The sequence below is a fragment of the Arthrobacter sp. MMS18-M83 genome (genome assembly GCF_026683955.1).
Taxonomy (GTDB): domain Bacteria; phylum Actinomycetota; class Actinomycetes; order Actinomycetales; family Micrococcaceae; genus Arthrobacter.
The window spans coordinates 3,100,290-3,117,400 of sequence record NZ_CP113343.1; the positions used below are offsets into that span (position 1 = coordinate 3,100,290).

General features: G+C 63.7%; 14 protein-coding genes and 1 pseudogene. 4 read left to right on the forward strand and 11 right to left on the reverse strand.

Annotation, left to right across the window (positions count from 1 at the left end; genetic code table 11):
- Positions 1–7: 7 nt before the first annotated feature.
- Complete coding sequence (locus tag OW521_RS14730) at positions 8–2,605, reverse strand: bifunctional lysylphosphatidylglycerol flippase/synthetase MprF (protein ID WP_268020374.1); 2,598 nt, start codon at positions 2,603–2,605, stop codon at positions 8–10.
- Between the two features lie 277 nt (positions 2,606–2,882).
- Here OW521_RS14730 and OW521_RS14735 point away from each other — a divergent pair, with 277 nt between their 5' ends.
- The 3 genes from OW521_RS14735 (at position 2,883) to OW521_RS14745 (ending at position 4,954) form a co-directional block, all read left to right on the forward strand.
- Entirely contained in the window at positions 2,883–3,692 is an 810-nt protein-coding gene (locus OW521_RS14735) for an SGNH/GDSL hydrolase family protein (RefSeq protein ID WP_268020375.1), read from the forward strand.
- Between the two features lie 50 nt (positions 3,693–3,742).
- Complete coding sequence (locus OW521_RS14740) at positions 3,743–4,615, forward strand: NAD-dependent epimerase/dehydratase family protein (RefSeq protein WP_268020376.1); 873 nt, start codon at positions 3,743–3,745, stop codon at positions 4,613–4,615.
- Between the two features lie 93 nt (positions 4,616–4,708).
- Entirely contained in the window at positions 4,709–4,954 is a 246-nt protein-coding gene (locus OW521_RS14745) for a hypothetical protein (protein WP_268020377.1), read from the forward strand.
- Here the strand turns inward: OW521_RS14745 and OW521_RS14750 are convergent.
- The 8 genes and pseudogenes from OW521_RS14750 to OW521_RS14785 form a co-directional block, all read right to left on the reverse strand.
- The gene (locus OW521_RS14750; protein WP_268026119.1) at positions 4,902–5,402 is read right to left on the reverse strand and encodes a hypothetical protein; all 501 of its coding nucleotides are present in this window, start codon (positions 5,400–5,402) and stop codon (positions 4,902–4,904) included. The two genes, OW521_RS14745 and OW521_RS14750, sit on opposite strands and share 53 nt — an antisense overlap.
- A gap of 100 nt (positions 5,403–5,502) precedes the next feature.
- Positions 5,503–5,853, reverse strand: a pseudogene (locus OW521_RS14755) (AAA family ATPase); the annotation flags it as partial.
- Positions 5,775–6,386 (reverse strand): hypothetical protein, encoded by a 612-nt coding sequence (locus OW521_RS14760; RefSeq protein ID WP_268020378.1) that lies wholly within the window; start codon positions 6,384–6,386, stop codon positions 5,775–5,777. The pseudogene OW521_RS14755 and the gene OW521_RS14760, both read right to left, overlap by 79 nt.
- Before the next feature lie 41 nt (positions 6,387–6,427).
- On the reverse strand, positions 6,428–7,645 hold the full coding sequence (locus OW521_RS14765) for a serine hydrolase domain-containing protein (RefSeq protein WP_268020379.1): 1,218 nt from the start codon (positions 7,643–7,645) through the stop codon (positions 6,428–6,430).
- Between the two features lie 194 nt (positions 7,646–7,839).
- On the reverse strand, positions 7,840–8,652 hold the full coding sequence (locus OW521_RS14770) for a bifunctional allantoicase/(S)-ureidoglycine aminohydrolase (protein WP_268025896.1): 813 nt from the start codon (positions 8,650–8,652) through the stop codon (positions 7,840–7,842).
- 10 nt (positions 8,653–8,662) lie between these two features.
- The gene (locus OW521_RS14775; RefSeq protein ID WP_268020380.1) at positions 8,663–9,931 is read right to left on the reverse strand and encodes a DUF6986 family protein; all 1,269 of its coding nucleotides are present in this window, start codon (positions 9,929–9,931) and stop codon (positions 8,663–8,665) included.
- Positions 9,932–9,933: 2 nt separating this feature from the next.
- Positions 9,934–11,529 carry a malate synthase A gene (gene aceB / locus OW521_RS14780; protein ID WP_268020381.1) on the reverse strand — a complete coding sequence of 532 codons (1,596 nt, stop codon included), beginning with the start codon at positions 11,527–11,529 and terminating at the stop codon, positions 9,934–9,936.
- 26 nt (positions 11,530–11,555) lie between these two features.
- A complete protein-coding gene (locus tag OW521_RS14785; protein WP_268020382.1) occupies positions 11,556–12,944 on the reverse strand; it encodes an NAD-dependent malic enzyme in 1,389 nt (462 codons plus the stop codon).
- 210 nt (positions 12,945–13,154) lie between these two features.
- On the opposite strand from OW521_RS14785, the gene OW521_RS14790 reads away from it, so the two are divergent.
- The gene (locus OW521_RS14790; protein WP_059389461.1) at positions 13,155–13,910 is read left to right on the forward strand and encodes an IclR family transcriptional regulator; all 756 of its coding nucleotides are present in this window, start codon (positions 13,155–13,157) and stop codon (positions 13,908–13,910) included.
- Between the two features lie 293 nt (positions 13,911–14,203).
- Here OW521_RS14790 and OW521_RS14795 read toward each other — a convergent pair whose 3' ends face one another.
- Positions 14,204–15,694 (reverse strand): nucleobase:cation symporter-2 family protein, encoded by a 1,491-nt coding sequence (locus OW521_RS14795; protein WP_268020383.1) that lies wholly within the window; start codon positions 15,692–15,694, stop codon positions 14,204–14,206.
- 169 nt (positions 15,695–15,863) lie between these two features.
- Positions 15,864–16,778, reverse strand: coding sequence for a factor-independent urate hydroxylase (pucL, locus tag OW521_RS14800; protein WP_268020384.1), 915 nt, complete (start codon positions 16,776–16,778; stop codon positions 15,864–15,866).
- Positions 16,779–17,111 lie beyond the last annotated feature (333 nt).

Consider the following 17,111-nt stretch of genomic DNA (forward strand, 5'->3'; position numbering starts at 1 on the left):
CGGCGGCCTAGGGACGGCGTCGAGCTGACTTTCTGGAGCGTTTAGGCCAGCGGAAGATCCGGCCGGCCAAGGCCAGCCCAGCTCCGAGGTTGATCGTGGGCAGGTAAGCCCGTGCGACTGCCGTTCCAACGGCCGGCAATGAAGCGGCGTCGGGGTAGAGCATGTAAAGGGGTTCGTACCTAGGCTGGAACTTTGCCTTGAATGCCAAGAGGGACCTGAACCCGTACACCGGTTCCAACGTCGCGCCCAACCAATCGAGCAACCGGTCAAGGCTGCCGGGAGGCCGGGATCGTGGCCTTGGGCGTGGAATTTCGGAAGGATCCTCGGCGATCCGTGCCAGGGGGGCTCCAGAGAGGCTGAGGAATTCGCATCCTTCATCCTTGAGGCTGAGTGCGGCGGAAGCGATGAGGAATTCGATGCTGGCACGGAAGCCGTTGCTACGGCGCCGCATGAAATCCAAGGTCCAGCCCACGATGTGTCCGTTGCGGTACACGGGCAACCAGGACGTGACAGCGTGAACGGTGTGGCGCTGGTCAATCGCGAGCAAACAGCGCACGTCCGGGTCGTCGAGCTCGTCCAGGCTGCCCAGGGTGAAGCCCATTTCGGGCATGTTCCTGTCCGCTACCCATTCCTCGGAGATTTCCTCGATCTGGACCTGGACGGAGAAAGGAGCAGAGGCGTAGCTCGTCCACTCGTAGCGGACGCCCTCCTTCGCTGCGCTGTTCAGGGCTGTGCGGATGTCCTGGAACTTCTTTCCCTTGAAGGAAATCGAATGCAACGGCAGGACCGTTTCCTGGGCTACCTGGGCGGAGCTCCAACCGGACAAGTCCGCATGATCGCGCAGTTCCTGGGGCACCGAGTAGAAACACGGCGTCCACCCATTGCCCCTGCAGTGGCGGGCGAATTCCGCGAAGGCGGCGCCCATCTCGGATTTGGGTCCCACGGGGCCACCAAGCGTGAGCGCAACTCCCGTGCTGACCCGGTACGCCACAAAGGACTGTCCTGAAGAGGAAAACCAATACGTGTTTCCCGGCCAGGTAGTCATCCAGGACAGCGAGCTGCCTTCCCACGTCTTGATGATATTCCGCGCCCGCTCGGTACTGGCGTCGTGCCGGGTGTGGGTCTGGTGAAGGAAAGTCTTGAATATCAGAACACCTGCAACGGCCCAAAAAAGCACTCCGACGCCCTCGTAGACGAGAACGGCGGCTGTGCCCTGGGGAAAGAAGGCCGGAGGGACGTCCAGCACGAAGCCCAGCGGAAGGAAGCGGTCGGGGATATCCGCCAATAGATCCGGCAATCCCGGAACAGGGGAGAAATCCTGGGCGAGGAGGAGCCCTGCACCGACGTAGACCACACTGAGCACAGCCGCCATGGCAAGAACCTGGACAGCAAGGCGCTTATAGGTTCCAGCCGGCGCCGTAACGTGGAACAGCCGCCGGGCGGCGAGCAGGACGATGGTCAGCGCAAGAGGCAGGAGCAGCGGCAGGGCCAGGGTGAGCGGCTGCGAGGAGCTTGACCCTTCGATCGCGGCGATCCCCTCGCTTGCCCCGGTGTCCGAGGTAGTTGGCTGTAGGACCCCGGCGATGGCAATTCCAGCCAGGACGGACAGGGCCACCTGGATCAGCAGGGTCCCCACCCATGCAAATCGTCGTCCGCGACGAAGGCCGTCCGCGAGCAACAGGAGGAGGAACGACGGGAGGATGGCCATGAAGATCCCTCCGGCCCCTGCGCGCAACTGCAGCTGGGCGACGGCACAGTCCTTCGCCTGCGCCGGATCCGCGCAGAGGGCTTGGAGCGCTTGGGAGTCTATCGGCTGGATGTTTGTGAACAGAAAGCGCAGGATAGACAACGGTCCCACGGCATGCGGGACGAGGCCGGCGACCACCGGTCCGATCGCCGATGCGGCAATGAGCAGCGAAAGCAGCACACGGCCCTCGTGCCGGGTGCTGACCGGTCGCCCGAATCGCGGCCGCCGTCCCAGCAACAGGGGGCCAAGAACCGTGCCCACCCCTGCGGCGGCGAGCCTCACAAGATCCGCGAACCCTCCGCTGTACAGGGCCAGGAGCAGCAATAAGGCGAAGCCGGCCAGCCGGATGCGGCGCCTCCAAAGGGTTGCCATGGACGCAGTCGCTGCCATGGCCGTGCCGGTGATGAAAGCACTCGGACCCATGAAGAGGTGGCTGCCCATCTCCGCCGTCCAGCTTCCCAGCAAGCCTTGGACAAGGCCGAGGAATCCAAGGGAAACTCCAACTCCCAGAATCTGGCTGGAGACCGCAGCGGTTGCGTATGCCCGCCATCCCATTCGCCGCTCCAAAGGCACTCCGAGCAGGAGCACCAGGACGGTTCCAAGCACGTACTCCGTCAGGTCCCTCGCCCAAAAGGCGGAAGCCAAGACGGCCCACCAGTGATCTGGAACAGAGTGCGGCGTCGCTGCGACGTTGAGCCGCAATTGCGCATTCGGTCCGGTGGCAAGGCTCGACGTCAACGCGCCCAATCCCCAGAAAACGATGACAAAACCCAAGGTGAGCCGTGCGGAGCGCAGTCTTCCAGCCCACGATGGCCGCGCTGGGACGTCTGGGAAGGGCTCGGTTCCCGGCTCGTGCACGGGGTTCCTTTCAACGCACCAGAAGGATTGGGGGCGAAATGAAATTCTTCCACACCAGCTGTCCTACGAGGATAGGTCCCACTTCGCCGTGACCTTCCCCGTCCCGATCCAATAGACTCCGACGTAGGCAGGCCGTCGGATTGATTCCGTTCCCTACAAATGGCTATCAAGGGACAGTTGTTCCACGTTTATGCCGCCAGAGTTCAAAACCAACAGAAGCAAGCTCGGGACAAGGACGATGCACAAATCTCGCATAATCCGCTTCGCTGCATCCGTAATGGCCGCTGGCGTGGTCTTGGCCGGCTGTGCGCAGGCGCCGGCCGAGTCGACCCCGTCGGCCAGCGGGAAGCAGGCCGCGGCGCCCATCGCGCCCTCCGGAAGTCCGGCGGCAGCGGCCGAAGGTCCCAAGAAACCCGATTCTCCACAGGATCCGTCAAAGCTTCCCGTGGGGACCCTGTACAAGAATCCAAGCAATGACCGGAACGAAATCATCCTCGCGGATATCCGGCACACCGCTGTCCTCATTGGTGACTCCCAGTCTGAGCCGATGGGCTCATGGCCACGGGTGGCCTTGGACTCCCTTGGCTACAAGGTGTATTCCGTGGCCCGGGGCGGTACCGGATACGTGGCCGCCACGAAAACCAGTGGGAACTACATCGATGCGCTGCAACGCGGAGACTGGGTGCTGCCTTATGGGACGCCGCCGCTGATCGTGCTCGAAGGTGGAGGCAACGACGCCGGCCACGACGCCAGCGATGGGCAGATCACGGCCAACGCCAACAGGCTCCTCGCAGCCCTCAAAAAGAGATACCCACAGGCGAAGATTGCGATGATTGGAACCCTTGCCAGGGGTTCCAGCGTCGGCGGGGGTCGCCGCACCGAGGTTGACGCGCTGCTGGGCGACATCGCGGCCAAGGCCGGAGCTCCGTTCTTCAGCGTCGGCGACTGGATCACCAAATATCAGGTCGCCGGCGACCTCGTGGATGGCGTGCACCTGAACGCCGCAGGGCATGCCAAGCTCGGCAGGGTACTGGCCGCCGACATGGCCGAAGCCGGACTTCGCCTGCAGCCGGACCCGGCCAGCTGACCCGGCTCCGAACTAGCTTGCCCAACACGTTCCAACCAGAGGAGTGCTTCATGAAAATTGCAGTAACCGGAGGAAGCGGAAAACTGGGCAAGAGCGTGGTCCGCAGGCTGATTGCCGACGGTCACGACGTCATGAACCTGGACCGGGCCGGCGGGAGGGAGCGCGGAACTGTCACGGTGGACCTTCGCAACTACGGGCAGGTTGTGGACGTGATCCTTGGCCTGGATGACCGCCACGAAGGATTCGACGCGATCGTCCACCTAGGAGCGATCCCGGCACCAGGACTGTTTCCGGACGCTGCAACGTTCGAAAACAATATGCTCTCCACGTACAACGTGTTTCAAGCAGCCAGGAGGGCAGGGATCAAGAAGATCGTCTACGCCTCCAGCGAGACAGTGCTGGGGCTGCCGTTCGACGTCGATCCTCCCTACATCCCCGTGGACGAGGAATATCCGGCACGGCCGGAAAGCACCTATTCGCTGGTGAAGCACCTCGAAGAACAGATGGCCATCGAACTCACACGGTGGGATCCCGAGCTGAGCATTGTGGGCTTACGGTTCTCCAACGTCATGGACCCCGAGGACTACGAAGCTTTCCCGTCGTTCGACGCCGACGCCAAGCTTCGTAAGTGGAACCTGTGGGGTTACATCGATGGCCGGGACGGCGGGCAGGCTGTGGCCCGGGCACTCGAGCACGGCAAGCCGGGTTTCGAGGCGTTCATCATTGCGGCGGCGGACTCTGTCATGGGCCGTTCAAGCGCCAGCCTCGCAGCCGAGGTCTTCCCGCAGGTCACGGTGACCAAGGACCTGGGAGAACACGAAACCATGCTGTCGATCGACAAGGCCGGGCGCCTCCTGGGTTTCTCCCCGGAACACAGTTGGCGGGACTACCACTCGAACCGGACCACGCCCACGGAAGACTAGCCCGCGGCAGCCGGAAGCCCGCCGCCGTCAGGCCCAGCTATCTGGAGATGGCCGGGTCTGGCAGAACTCCGTGCACGGGAGAACAATTGATTCATGGTCAGCTATTCAGCCCTTGAACAAGCGTCCAGCAAGAATCCGCATGACTGGGGCCGGGCGATGGCAACGGCGATGACAAAGCTCCTGGATGCGGCTCGCATTGATGGACGGCATTTTGAACATGAGTTCCTCTATGGCGAGGAACTGCGCATGAGGATCGACGAGATCAACGGCGGAGCCACCGTGAAACTCACGTGGACGCCGATGGACCAGGAAACTGAAGAGGAGAAATCCTCGGCCTGAGCGCTCCGGCCTGCTCGGGACCGGCCGGGCCAGGAAAGCCGCCCGGGCCCGGGCCGGGGCCGCTAGGGCCTCCGTTGCTGCCGAGCAGGCTCCGCGTCAGGGCCTCGCCGTCGGCCATGAGCTGTTCCACCGCGAAGCCCAGGTGCGCGTCGCCGGGAGTCTCGTCCGCCAGCGCTGCCGCGACCACCGCGCGTCGGATTAGTTCCTTGGCGAACGACGCCGTGGTGCCGGCAGTGCGGGCTGCTGCGGTTTCGATCGACGAGGGTGAGAACGGGAGTCCGTTCGAATACAGCCTCAGCAGTTCCACCCGTTCGTGCTTGGAAGGAAGCGGTATTTCCACGGCAAGGTCCACGCGTCCGGGCCGCTGGGCGAGGGCCCGCTCCAACAGGTCCACCCGGTTGGTAGTCAGCACGAACGCGACGTCGGCGTCGTTGTCCAGCCCGTCCATGGCGTCGAGCACCTCGAAGAGCAGCGGCTTGGGTCCATGTCCCCTCGGCGATCAGATCGCAGTCCTCCAACACAACGATCGACGGGGCCAACGCCCGCGCGATCTTGGCTGCCTCCGAAATCCTGGCGAGTGACCCGCCCGAGAGGAGCACCGCCGTCGTACCCTCGCTTTGGCTCAGCAGGTACCGGACGGTGTGTGTTTTGCCCGTGCCCGGTGGCCCGTAGAGAAGGAGGCCGCGCTTGAGATGCTGTCCGTGTGCCGCCAAGATGTCCGCTTGCCGGGCAATGCCAAGGGTATGGCCCTCCACCTTGTCGAGGAGGCCGTCAGGAAGGACCACATCACCGCTGGTGAGTTCCGGGCGCCTGATAAAGGTCACGCCACTGATGCTCGGCCCATAATCGCTGACGGCGAGGGCGATGATCTGGCCCTTGAAAACGCTTTGATGCTCCATTTCCCCCGCACTTCGGCCAGCAGCTCGGAAGCGACGGGAGGGTGGGTGGCCAGGACTTCGAGTGAGGCAAATTGCCGGCCGCGGTCCATCTTGGCCCCGCGCTGGAGCACCGCAACGGGCGAACCGGCGTAGCTGAAGAGCCAGAGACCAAGCGCGACGGCCTGGCGCTGTTGATCCGGGCCGGTGGCCAAGTTGGAGTAGTCCGGTTGGGCGAGCGGGAAGCGCGGGTAGCTGCGGGATTGCTGCAGCATGTCGCTGAAGGACATGCGGTGGCGCTGGTCGCCGCCTCCGATGCCCACCAGCCGGTAGTCCGGATCGCGGCCGGCCAGCCCCTCCATGACGATGTCCACATCCACCAAGCGATGCGGCGGGATCTCCTCCGTCACCACGGAGAGTTCATGGGCCGGCACGGCAAGGTGCCCGGTCAACGCCTGCAGAAGCTGCTCGTCGCCCTCGGTACGGTCCAAACCAGACTGGGCCAAACGTGTCAGTGTTCCGAAGTCTTCGATGAATTTCCCCAATTTTTCATCCATGGTCAGACCCTAGCAGGAGGGGCATTGCTTGGTCAGCGGGTTCAGCAGAGCCCGTTCAGGGTAGTGATGGCGAGATCCCGGAGCCGCCCGGACACCGGTTGCGTGAGGGCGGCGACCATTGCGTCGTTCTCCGCCCCGGTGTCAGGTGGGTAGGCGATCCCCAGGCTAAGCTGGCGGTTGCCGTCCGCGCTGCTGACACTGATGCCGCCGAAGCCCAACGTGGATCCGCCGTGGCCGTAGTAGAAGCCGTTGGTGCATTCGTCATTCCAACGCTGCAGCCCAAGGCCATAGTTCGCCCCGTTGATCGTCTCCATCTCCGTCAGGGCGGCGGGTCCTAGTAAGCGACCCCGCATGAGGGCCGCATAGAACGAATTCACGTCCCCCACGCTCGAGATGACTCCGGCACCGGCCGACCCAAGCTGAAGCTCCGGTTCCGTCACGTCCAGGCGCTCGCCGTCCAGCAGGGAATAGCTGTGGATCAGGTCAGGTTCCGAACGGTCCGGCCCGCCAAGGGTAGTGCGGCTCAGCCCCAGGGGTTCGAAGATGTTATCGGCAAGGACATCGCTGATCGAGTGGTGGCGGTACCTCTGGATGATCAAGGCCAGGGCAGCGTAGTTCGCTTCCGAATAGGTGAATTGCGGAGCGAGCCGTTCCGCCCAAGGCGCTGTACCTGCCAGCCGCAGGATGTCCTCCGGGCTGAAGCGAGTGTTGATGGCCTGCTTCAACGACTGGGACCTCAGCATGGGCCCCGTCGGGTCGGCCAACCCTGAGGTGTGGTTCAGCAGGGACCGGACCGTGACGGCGTCGCTTGCGTGGACGAGGGTGTTGAATTCCGGAAGGTGCTTCGAAACGGGGTCATCGAGGCTGACTGTTCCTTCCTCCACCAGTTTGAGGAGGGAAACCGAGACCATGGACTTGGTGATTCCCCCGGCCGGAATCCGGTCCGTGACTTCGGCGGGATGCTGCGCGTCCACGTTCCGTACCCCGTAGCCCTTGGCCCACTTGTTGCCCCGGACGTTGACCTCGACAACTACAGCGGTGGCCCCTTGTCCGATCATGGCCTGTGCGAAGAACTCCAGCCCGGGCACATCTATCGCCGCCGCTCCCGTAGGCGCCGCGACGGGTGCGGAATCGGACGTGGGAGGGTACGTGCAGGCTCCTGTAGCCAGGGTCAATGCCACGACTGAGGCCGCCAGGAATCCTGCAATCGGGGAGGTGGCTCGAGCCCGGGGAACCATGGAAGCCCGCGCAGCCTTCATGACTGCCTCCTGAAGCTCCGCTGCAGGGCAACGGCGGGGCGCCCTTGCCCCCGTAGTTTCGATCGTCCTCTTCGGAGCGGAGGGGGTCAACGCCGAAAACGTGGGTGGCCCGAACCCAACTGACTCGCAGTAGTTGTCGTTATGAGCGCTCATAACGACATTTACTGCGAGTCAGTTTGGGTGGCCGGGGGAGCCTAGGTCAGCTTGATCTGACGGTTGACGTCCTTGTACAGCAGGTACCGGAACGGGCCCGGTCCGCCGGCGTAGCAGGCCTGCGGGCAGAAGGCGCGCAGCCACATGAAGTCGCCTGCCTCCACTTCGACCCAGTCATTGTTGAGCAGGTACATGCCCTTGCCCTCCAGGACGTACAGGCCATGCTCCATGACGTGGGTCTCCGGGAAGGGGATCACGCCACCGGGCTGGAAGGTCACGATGTTCACGTGCATGTCGTGGGCCAGGTCATTGGGGTCCGCGAAACGCGTGGTGGCCCAGACGCCGTTGACGTCCGGCATTTCGCCTGCTTCAACTTCTGCATCACTCGTGACGAACGACTTGGCTTCATAACCCTCAAGGCGCTCGTAGGCCTTGCGGATCCAGTGGAAGGAGACGATGTCGTCCGAGACGTTCTCCAGGCCCCAGTTGGAACCGGCAGCAAGGTAGGCGTAGCCGCCCTCCTCAAGCTGGTGCAGTTCGCCGTCAAGGGTCAGGTTGACCTTGCCCTTGGTAACGAAGATGACGCCTTCAACACCCGACTCAAACTCGGCCTTGGGAGCGCCGCCGCCCGGGCCGATCTCGACGATCAGCTGGGAGAAAGTGGTGGCGAACCCGGAGATCGGGCGGGCAATGATCCAGGAACGCGTGTTGGAGAAGCCAGGCAGGTTGCTGGTCACAATATCGGTCAGCACGCCCTTGGGGATGACCGTGTAGGCCTCCGTGACGATTGCGCGTTCCGTGGTGAGGTGGGTCTGCGGCGGCAGGCCGCCTTGGGGGTAGTAGTACTTGCCCATCATTGGATCCTTACTTGGAGGTGGTGTGCGCCAGCCGGGGGTGCGCCAGTGCGGTCAGCCGGGGGAGTTCGACGCCGGCAAGCGCCAGCACTTCTTCGGAACCTACCGCTCCGCATTGGACGCCCCGCAGGACGAAGGCGGCGAGGGCCCGGGCGGTGGCGGGTTCGTCCATGACGCCGCCTTCGGTTCGTTCCACGTAGTTGCGGAGGCGTGCCGCGGCCGCGGGCATGCCTTCGCGGTAGAAGGCGTACGTTGCCGCGAAACGGCTGGGCAGTTGGGCGGCGTGCAGATCCCAACCCTGGTAGTAGCCGCGTTCAAGCGAGCGCCGTACCAGTCGGCCATGCAGCTTCCACGCGTTCTCCACGTTGTCGCCCACCGGGATGATGTTGGTGGAACCGTCGGAGAGCCGGATTCCAGTGCCCGCAACGGCCAACTGCGTGACTTCCTTCGCGAAGTCCGCCACCGGGTGCTCCATGGACTGGTACTCCGCGGAGATCTGCAGAGAAGCCGAGTAGTCATAGGTGCCGTAGTGCAGGGCGCTGATGCGGCCAGGAACTGCGTGCGCAAGCTTGGCCACGGGGGAGGTCCCGTCCGGACCCAGAATCAGCTGAGGTGTTTCCACCTGGACTTCGAAGCGGAGCCGGCCTGCCGGAAGCGAGTGGATCTCTTCCAAGCGGGAGACGGCGAAGTCCATCGCCTGCACCTGGGCCACCGTGGTGACCTTGGGGAGCGTGAGGATGAGGCCGTCGGGCAGTTCTCCGGCGGAAGCCAAAGTGGAGACGAACAGGTCCAGGGTCTTCAGGCCGCGTGCCCTGGTGGGGGCCTCGAAGCATTTGAACCGAATGCCGATGAAAGGCGGGGCAGAGCCGGCGGTAACGGCTTCGCTGACAGCCTGGGCTGCCGCTACCGCTGCCACGTCTTCAGCTTCGTCGCCGCGGTCGCCGTACCCATCCTCGAAGTCGAGGCGCAAGTCCTCGATCGGTTCGCTCCGCAACTTGGCAGCCACACGGGTGGCGACGGCGGCAGCCAGCTCGGGCTCCTGGCCCAGCAGCGTACCGAGCCTTTCGAGACCGCCGTGGGCCTCCGCCGTCGTGATCGCCTGGGCGCCCCATTCGGCAGAGAGCGACGGCGTGAAACGGTCCGCAGGGACGTACACCGTGTGCACCGGCTGGCGGGTGCCGTCGTCACCGGGGTAGTTCCGCTCCAGCAGTTGGTCGGTGGCGGCCAGCTGGGTGTCGATGGCGGCGAGATCGGCCGCCGAGAAGGAGGAAGCGGCCATTCCTACACCAGCTCGTAGGCGGGAGTGGTGAGGAAGTCCGTGTAGTCCTCGGAGAGACAGATGTCCGCGATCAGGCGGCTGGCCGGCTCGTAGAACTTCTCGAAGGTCTCGGCGTCAACCTCACTGCGCAGGCGGTCGGTCTCTTCGCCGAGGATCCGGGTGACCAGTTCGCGGGTGACCGTGTTGCCGGTGTCAGCCAGGACGGACTTGTTGCGGATCTGCTGCCACACCTGGGAGCGGGAGATTTCCGCGGTGGCGGCGTCTTCCATGAGGTTGTGGATCGCGACGGCACCGCTGCCGGAGAGCCACACGGCGGTGTACGCGACGGCGACGTAAAGGTTCAGGCGAAGGCCCGCCTCGGTCACTTGGCCGCCAGCGGAGGAGATGTCCAACAGCTGCTCGGCAGTCACTGAGACCTCCGGGCGCTGCTTGTCCAATTGGTTGGGCCGAGCTCCCAGCACCGAGTCGAACACTTCGCGGCAGGTGGAGACGAGGTCCGGGTGGGCCACCCAGGAACCATCGAAACCGTCGTTGGCCTCGCGGGTCTTGTCCGCACGAACCTTCTCGAAGGCCTGTGCCGTGACTTCGGGTTCGCGGCGGTTCGGGATGACGGCTGCCATGCCGCCCATCGCGAAGGCGCCACGCTTGTGGCAGGTCTTGACCAGCAGTTCCGTGTAGGCACGCATGAACGGAGCCGTCATGACCACGGACGCGCGGTCCGGCAGGATGAAGGACTCACCGGCGTCGCGGAAGTACTTCACGATGCTGAAGAGGTAATCCCAACGGCCTGCGTTCAGGCCGGAAGCGTGATCACGAAGTTCGTAGAGGAACTCGTCCATTTCGAACGCGGCCGGGATGGTTTCGATCAGCATGGTGGCGCGGACGCTGCCCTGCGGGATGCCGAGGTAGTCCTGGGCGAAAACGAAGATGTCGTTCCACAGGCGGGCCTCAAGGTGGCTTTCCATCTTGGGCAGGTAGTAGTACGGGCCCTGGCCATTGAGCAGGAGTTGCTTGGCCACGTGGAAGAAGTGCAGGCCAATGTCCACCAACGCGCCCACGGTGGGTTCGCCGTCGATCAGCAAGTGCCGTTCGTCCATGTGCCAGCCGCGCGGGCGGGCGACGACGACGGCGAGCGGCGCGTCCGTGCGGAGCCGGTATTCCTTGCCTTCTGGAGAGGTGTAGCTCAGGGTGCCCTGGGCGGCGTCGCGGAGGTTCAGAATGGCGTCGATGACATTTGCCCAGGTGGGCGTGCTGGCGTCCTCGAGGTCGGCGAGCCACACTTTCGCTCCCGAATTCAGGGCGTTGATGGCCATCTTGGCCGGGGAGGCCGGACCGGTCATCTCGACCCGGCGGTCCCGCAGGGCCGCGGGTGCTTCGGCGACCTTCCAGTCGCCGTCGCGGATGTCCTGCGTTTCCGGGAGGAAGTCGAGACGGCCGGTGCGGGCCACTTCTTCACGCTTGGCGACGCGCGCCGCCAGGAGCTCGGTGCGGGTGCCAGCGAAGCGGCGGTGCAATTCCTCCACGAAGGCCAACGCCTTGGGAGTCAGGATCTCCTCGGCGCGTTCGATCGGCCGGGGGTCTGTGACTGTGAGAGCCATTGGGTGGTCCTTTCCTAGGGAGCGCCCTAGCGGGCTGCGGATGCTGCGTTTGCTACGGCTGCGGCGACGTCGGCGGCAACGTGCGGGTCGAAGACGCTGGGGATAATGTAGCTCGCATTCAGTTCATCATCTGCAACCCGGTTGGCGATAGCCTCTGCGGCGGCCACCAGCATTTCCGGGATGATGTCCGATGCTCCGGCGTCGAGCAGTCCGCGGAAGAAGCCCGGGAAGGCCAGTACGTTGTTGATCTGGTTGGGGAAGTCGCTCCGGCCGGTGGCGACTACCGCGGCGTGCTTGGACGCAATAACCGGGTCGATTTCCGGCGTGGGGTTGGCCATGGCGAACACGATCGCATTCTCGGCCATCGAAGCCACCTGCTCTTCGCCGATCACGTGCGGAGCGCTGACGCCGATGAACACGTCGGCACCCTTGAGGGCTTCGTGCAGCGTACCGGAGAAACCGGCCTCGTTGGTGTTCGAGGCAATCCATGAACGGTGCTCGTCGTCGTACTTTTCGCCCGAGTGGATGGCACCGGAACGCCCGGCCGCCACGATGTGCTGCGCGCCCTGGGCCTTGAGGAGCTGGATGATGGCAGATCCCGCAGCACCGACGCCGGAGACCACGATCTTGACCTCGGAGAGCTTCTTGTCCACAACGCGCAATGCGTTGACGAGGGCCGCGAGGGTGACAATCGCCGTTCCGTGCTGGTCATCGTGGAAGACGGGGATGTCCAGCTCGTCGCGGAGCCGCTTCTCGATTTCGAAGCAGCGCGGGGCGGCGATGTCTTCAAGGTTGACGCCGCCGTAGACGGGTGCGATCGCCTTGACGATCTTGATGATTTCCTCGGTGTCCTGGGTGTCCAGGCAGACCGGCCAGGCATCGACGTTGGCGAATTGCTTGAACAGTGCGGCCTTGCCTTCCATGACCGGCAGCGCGGCGGCGGGGCCGATGTTGCCGAGGCCCAGGACCGCGGAACCATCCGTGACGACGGCGATCGTGTTCCGCTTGACGGTCAGGTTGCGGGCTGCGGCGGGGTCCTCCGCGATGGCGAGGCAGACGCGTGCGACGCCGGGGGTGTAGGCGCGGGAGAGATCGTCGCGGTTGCGCAGGGCTACCTTCGGGACGACCTCGAGTTTGCCGCCCAGGTGCATGAGGAAGGTGCGGTCCGAGACGTGCTGGACCTTGACGCCGTCGAGCGCGTTGAGGGCGTCCTTGACACGGTTGGCGTGTTCTTCGTCGGTGGTGTTGCAGGTGACGTCAACAACCAGGGTGTCGTGGTGCGACTCGGTCACATCCAGCGCGGTAACGGCTGCACCCGCCGCGGCGACGGCCGCGGCCAGCTCGCTCGTGGCAGTGAAGCTTGACGGCGCGGCGACGCGCAGGGTGATCGAATTTCCGGGGCTCGGGTTCGCCATTGAATTTCCTCCTCGTGCAGGCCCATAGAGGGCCTCCGCTCAAACCGAATGTTTTCGTATTATGGATATTATTATCTACAAAGTGGAAACACAAGCCCCGGTTGGTACGCAAGCATTCCGGCGTCGCGTGCTGTATCTTGAGTGTTCTAAGCAATTCTTTTCACGATGCGGATAAGAGTTGTCGGATTCCGAGCCATAGGAGACAACGGAATGGCTGAAAAGCCCTCGGGAGGCGTGCAGTCCGTCGAGCGCGTCTTCGAACTGCTGGAACTCATCACTGATGCCGGCGGAGACGTTACGTTGAGCGAGCTGTCGTCGTCGACAGACCTGCCGCTCCCCACCATCCACCGCCTGCTGCGCACCTTGGTGTCCCTCGGCTACATCCGGCAACTGCCAAATCGTCGCTACGCGCTGGGTCCCCGGCTCATCCGGCTTGGCGAGGGAGCCAACAAGCAGCTCGGAGCCCTGGCGCGTCCCCAGCTGAAGTCGCTCGTTGACCGGCTAGGCGAGACGTCCAACATGGCCGTGCTGGATTCCGACATGGTCATCTACGTTGCCCAGGTTCCGTCCCTGCACTCCATGCGCATGTTCACCGAGGTGGGCCGCCGCGCCCACACGCACGACACCGGCGTGGGCAAGGCCATCCTGGCCCAGTTGGACGACGAGGTGGTCCGCGGGATCGTGGCCCGCACTGGCATGCCCACGCCCACGGCCAAGAGCATCGGGGACATCGATTCACTCCTCGCCGATTTGAACCGGATCCGCGAACGTGGCTACTCCATCGATGAGGAAGAGCAGGAGATTGGCGTGCGTTGCTTCGCGATGGCCGTCCCGAACGCTCCGACGCCCACTGCCATTTCCGTTTCCGGGCCGGTGTCCCGCGTGGACCAGCACTTTGCGGACCGCGCCGTGCCGCTCCTGCGCGAAGCCGCCCTCGCGATCTCGGCCGAGCTGAACCAGAACTAACCCGTCCCGACGCTCGCTCACCTATGACGCGAAACTCCCCGACGCTCGCTCACCTATGTCGGGTTTCCCGCGGACGCTCGCTCACCTTTAAGGCCAAAATGGCGAACGCTCGAGCACATCTTGTGCACGAGCGTTCGGCCGGGGGCGATCTATCTGCAGGAGCGTTCGCCAAAAAGGGGTCAAAAGTGAGCGAGCGTCCGGCGGGGCTTGCGCGAACTGGCGGGCGTTGCCCCTTTGCCTGAGAAAAGAGGTGCGACGCCTGCCAGTTCGGCACAGTAAGGCGAAGAAAGCCGCTAATGCTCGGCTGCGGTGGACGACGTGAGCGGCACTTCCTTGCCTTCGGCGTCGATCAATTTGCCGTTCTCGAACCGGTCGCCGTTCGCGAGGCACGCAATGTCCGCTTCTGTGACCACACGTCCCGTGCCTGCCACGAACACCGACTGGTTGTCCGAGTTGCCGGCCTTGAGGTGGTTGAAGAGCATGTTCAAGAGGATGGCCATGATGGCGGCCGAGCTGATGCCCGAATGGAAGATGGTGGAGAACCAGGAGGGGAACTGGTCGTAGAACTTCGGGGCGGCGATCGGGATCATGCCGAAGCCGATGGAAGCCGCCACGACAATCAGGTTCATGTTGTTGCGGTACTCGACTTTGGAGAGCGTCCGGATGCCGCTGGCGGCCACAGTTCCAAAGAGTACGACGCCGGCGCCGCCCAGGACGGGCGTCGGAACCGCTGCGACCACTCGCCCGAGGATCGGCAGCACGCCGAGGACCACCAGGATGAGTCCGCCCGCGCTGACCACGAAGCGGCTCTTGATGCCCGTGATGGCCACGAGACCGACGTTCTGGGCGAAAGCGCTCTGGGTGAAGGAGTTGAAGAGCGGCGAGATGGCACTTGAGAGCATGTCCGCTCGCAGGCCGTTGCCGATGCGCTTGGAATCGACCTTGGTGCCGACGATTTCGCCGACGGCGATGATGTCCGCCGAGGTCTCAGTCAGGGTGACCAGGATGACGATCAGCATCGAAACAATGGAGGCGATTTCGAAGGTGGGGGCACCGAAGGCGAACGGAGTGGGGAAGGCAACGATCGGACCCTGGCCGACCTTGGAGAAATCAGCCATTCCCGTGGCGAGGGCGATGACGGTTCCGATAGCCATGGCGAGGAGGATAGACAGCCGGGAGATTGCCGCGTTGCCGATCTTGCTGAGGAGCAGGACGATGCCCATCGTGGCCGCGGCGAGTCCAATGTTCGCCATGCTGCCGTAGTTGGGTGCGGCGCTGTTGCCGCCCATGGCCCAGTTGGCTGCGACGGGCATTAGGGTCAACCCGATGGTGGTGATGACGGTACCCGTGACTACAGGCGGGAAGAATTTGATGATCTTGGAGAAGAGGGGAGTGATCACCAGGCCGATCAAGGACGCCACGATGACCGAACCAAACACCGCCTGGATTCCGCCGCCACCGTGGACGATCGCCACCATGGTGGAAACACCGGCGAAGGACACTCCCTGGACCAGGGGCAGTTGAGATCCGAAGAACGGGATGCCGATGGTCTGCAGAATCGTGGCGAGGCCGCCGACAAACAGGCAGGCCGCGATCAGGAGGCCGATGTCCTGCGAGGACATGCCCGCGGCGGCTCCGATGATGAGCGGAGGGGCGATGATGCCGCCGTACATGGTCAAAACGTGCTGGAAGCCGTACGCGAACGTGCTCCCGATCGAGAGGCGCTGATCCTCGGGCCGGGTTGGCCCGGACTCTGCGGGGCGGGTTTTCTTCTTGGTGTTCATGGCAGACTTTCTTGGTTCATGGCAGACGTCTTTGTCTGGCTAACTTTGTCTGGCTAACGATGTGGGAGTTTTTGGGTACGGGTTAGTGCCCAACTGACTCGCATTTGATGTCGTTTTGACGCTCCAAAACGACACTTACTGCGAGCCAGTTGGGCGGGGATCTGGCGGCTTAGCAGAAGCCGGCGATGCCGTTCCAGGCAGCCGGGGCCGGCCTGGTGTCGTCGCGCTGGACCGTGGCTTCGATCAGGCCGTACGGGCGGTCCGCGGCGAAGAAGACCTCATTGGGGTTGTCGAGGCCGAACGGGCTGAGGTCCACCAGGAAGTGATGCTTGTTGGGCATGGAGAACTTGATCTCGTCGACTTCGCTGTGGGCCTCGAGGACCTTCTTGCCCATGTCGAACAAGGTCTGCTGCAGGGCATGGGAGTAGTTCTCCGTGAAGCCCTCAAGGAGCAGGGCCTTGATGTCCTCGTAGCTCTTGTTGAAGTCGGTCCCGGCAACGTCGAGTCCGGTGCTGTAGCGCCAGCGGGCCGAGACGTCGGTGGCGAGGATGCGGTCCGTGGTCTCGGGCAGCGTGGTGTACCGGTCGCGGGGGTAGCCGACGAAGCCGGACTGGGTGGTCTTGAGGACGGTCAGGTCCTTGAGGCCGGAAATGACGTGCGTTGTGTTGCCTTCGCGGACCACGACGGCGGTGCGGACTTCCTGCCCCTTGCGGACAAAGCTGTGGTCGTGTGCGGAGCCGTGGGCCTGGATGCGGTCCCAGGTGTAGGCCTCGGCTTCCCAGCGGCCGCCCGTGACCCACTCGAATCCGGAAGTGAAGTGCGCGCTGAGGCGGAGGAGGAAGGCCTCGGGGGAGCCGATGCCGTCACGGGCGAAGGCGTAGATGGTGTTCTTCTGGGTGTCCGTGGCGACGACGTGTGCGTTGTCGCCCTGGAGGTGCGCAGCCTGGAAGTCGCCACGCAGTTGTGAGGTGACATTCAGGTCTTCGATCTGGTGGCGGTCGGTGTCGCGGGTGACTTTGACGACGCGGACTTCTGCCTTGCCGTACTGGTTGTCGCCGAGGACGATGTTGTTGCTCATGGTCATATCCCAACTTCTACGAGGTGGAACCACTAAGGTCCACCAATGAAATTAAGCGCGTGTTCAAACGCGTTTCTGGTGGAGCCGACCCAACAAAAAAGAGCCGGCATCCGTTGATGCCAGCTCATTACGACCCTGCCTGCTGCTCCCAGGTTACGTGACCTGCGCCACGAATTGAAGAAAGCGTAGCCCACGTTTGCCAGTGGTGTACATCACTTCCGGAGAATCGTTATCTACTTTTCGATTGTGACCGACGGCGGCTGGCGGTGGGGGCATGGTCCAGAGGGCACCCCTTGACGCGGTTCGAGGATCCCCTCTACCATTTCCATATAACAAAAA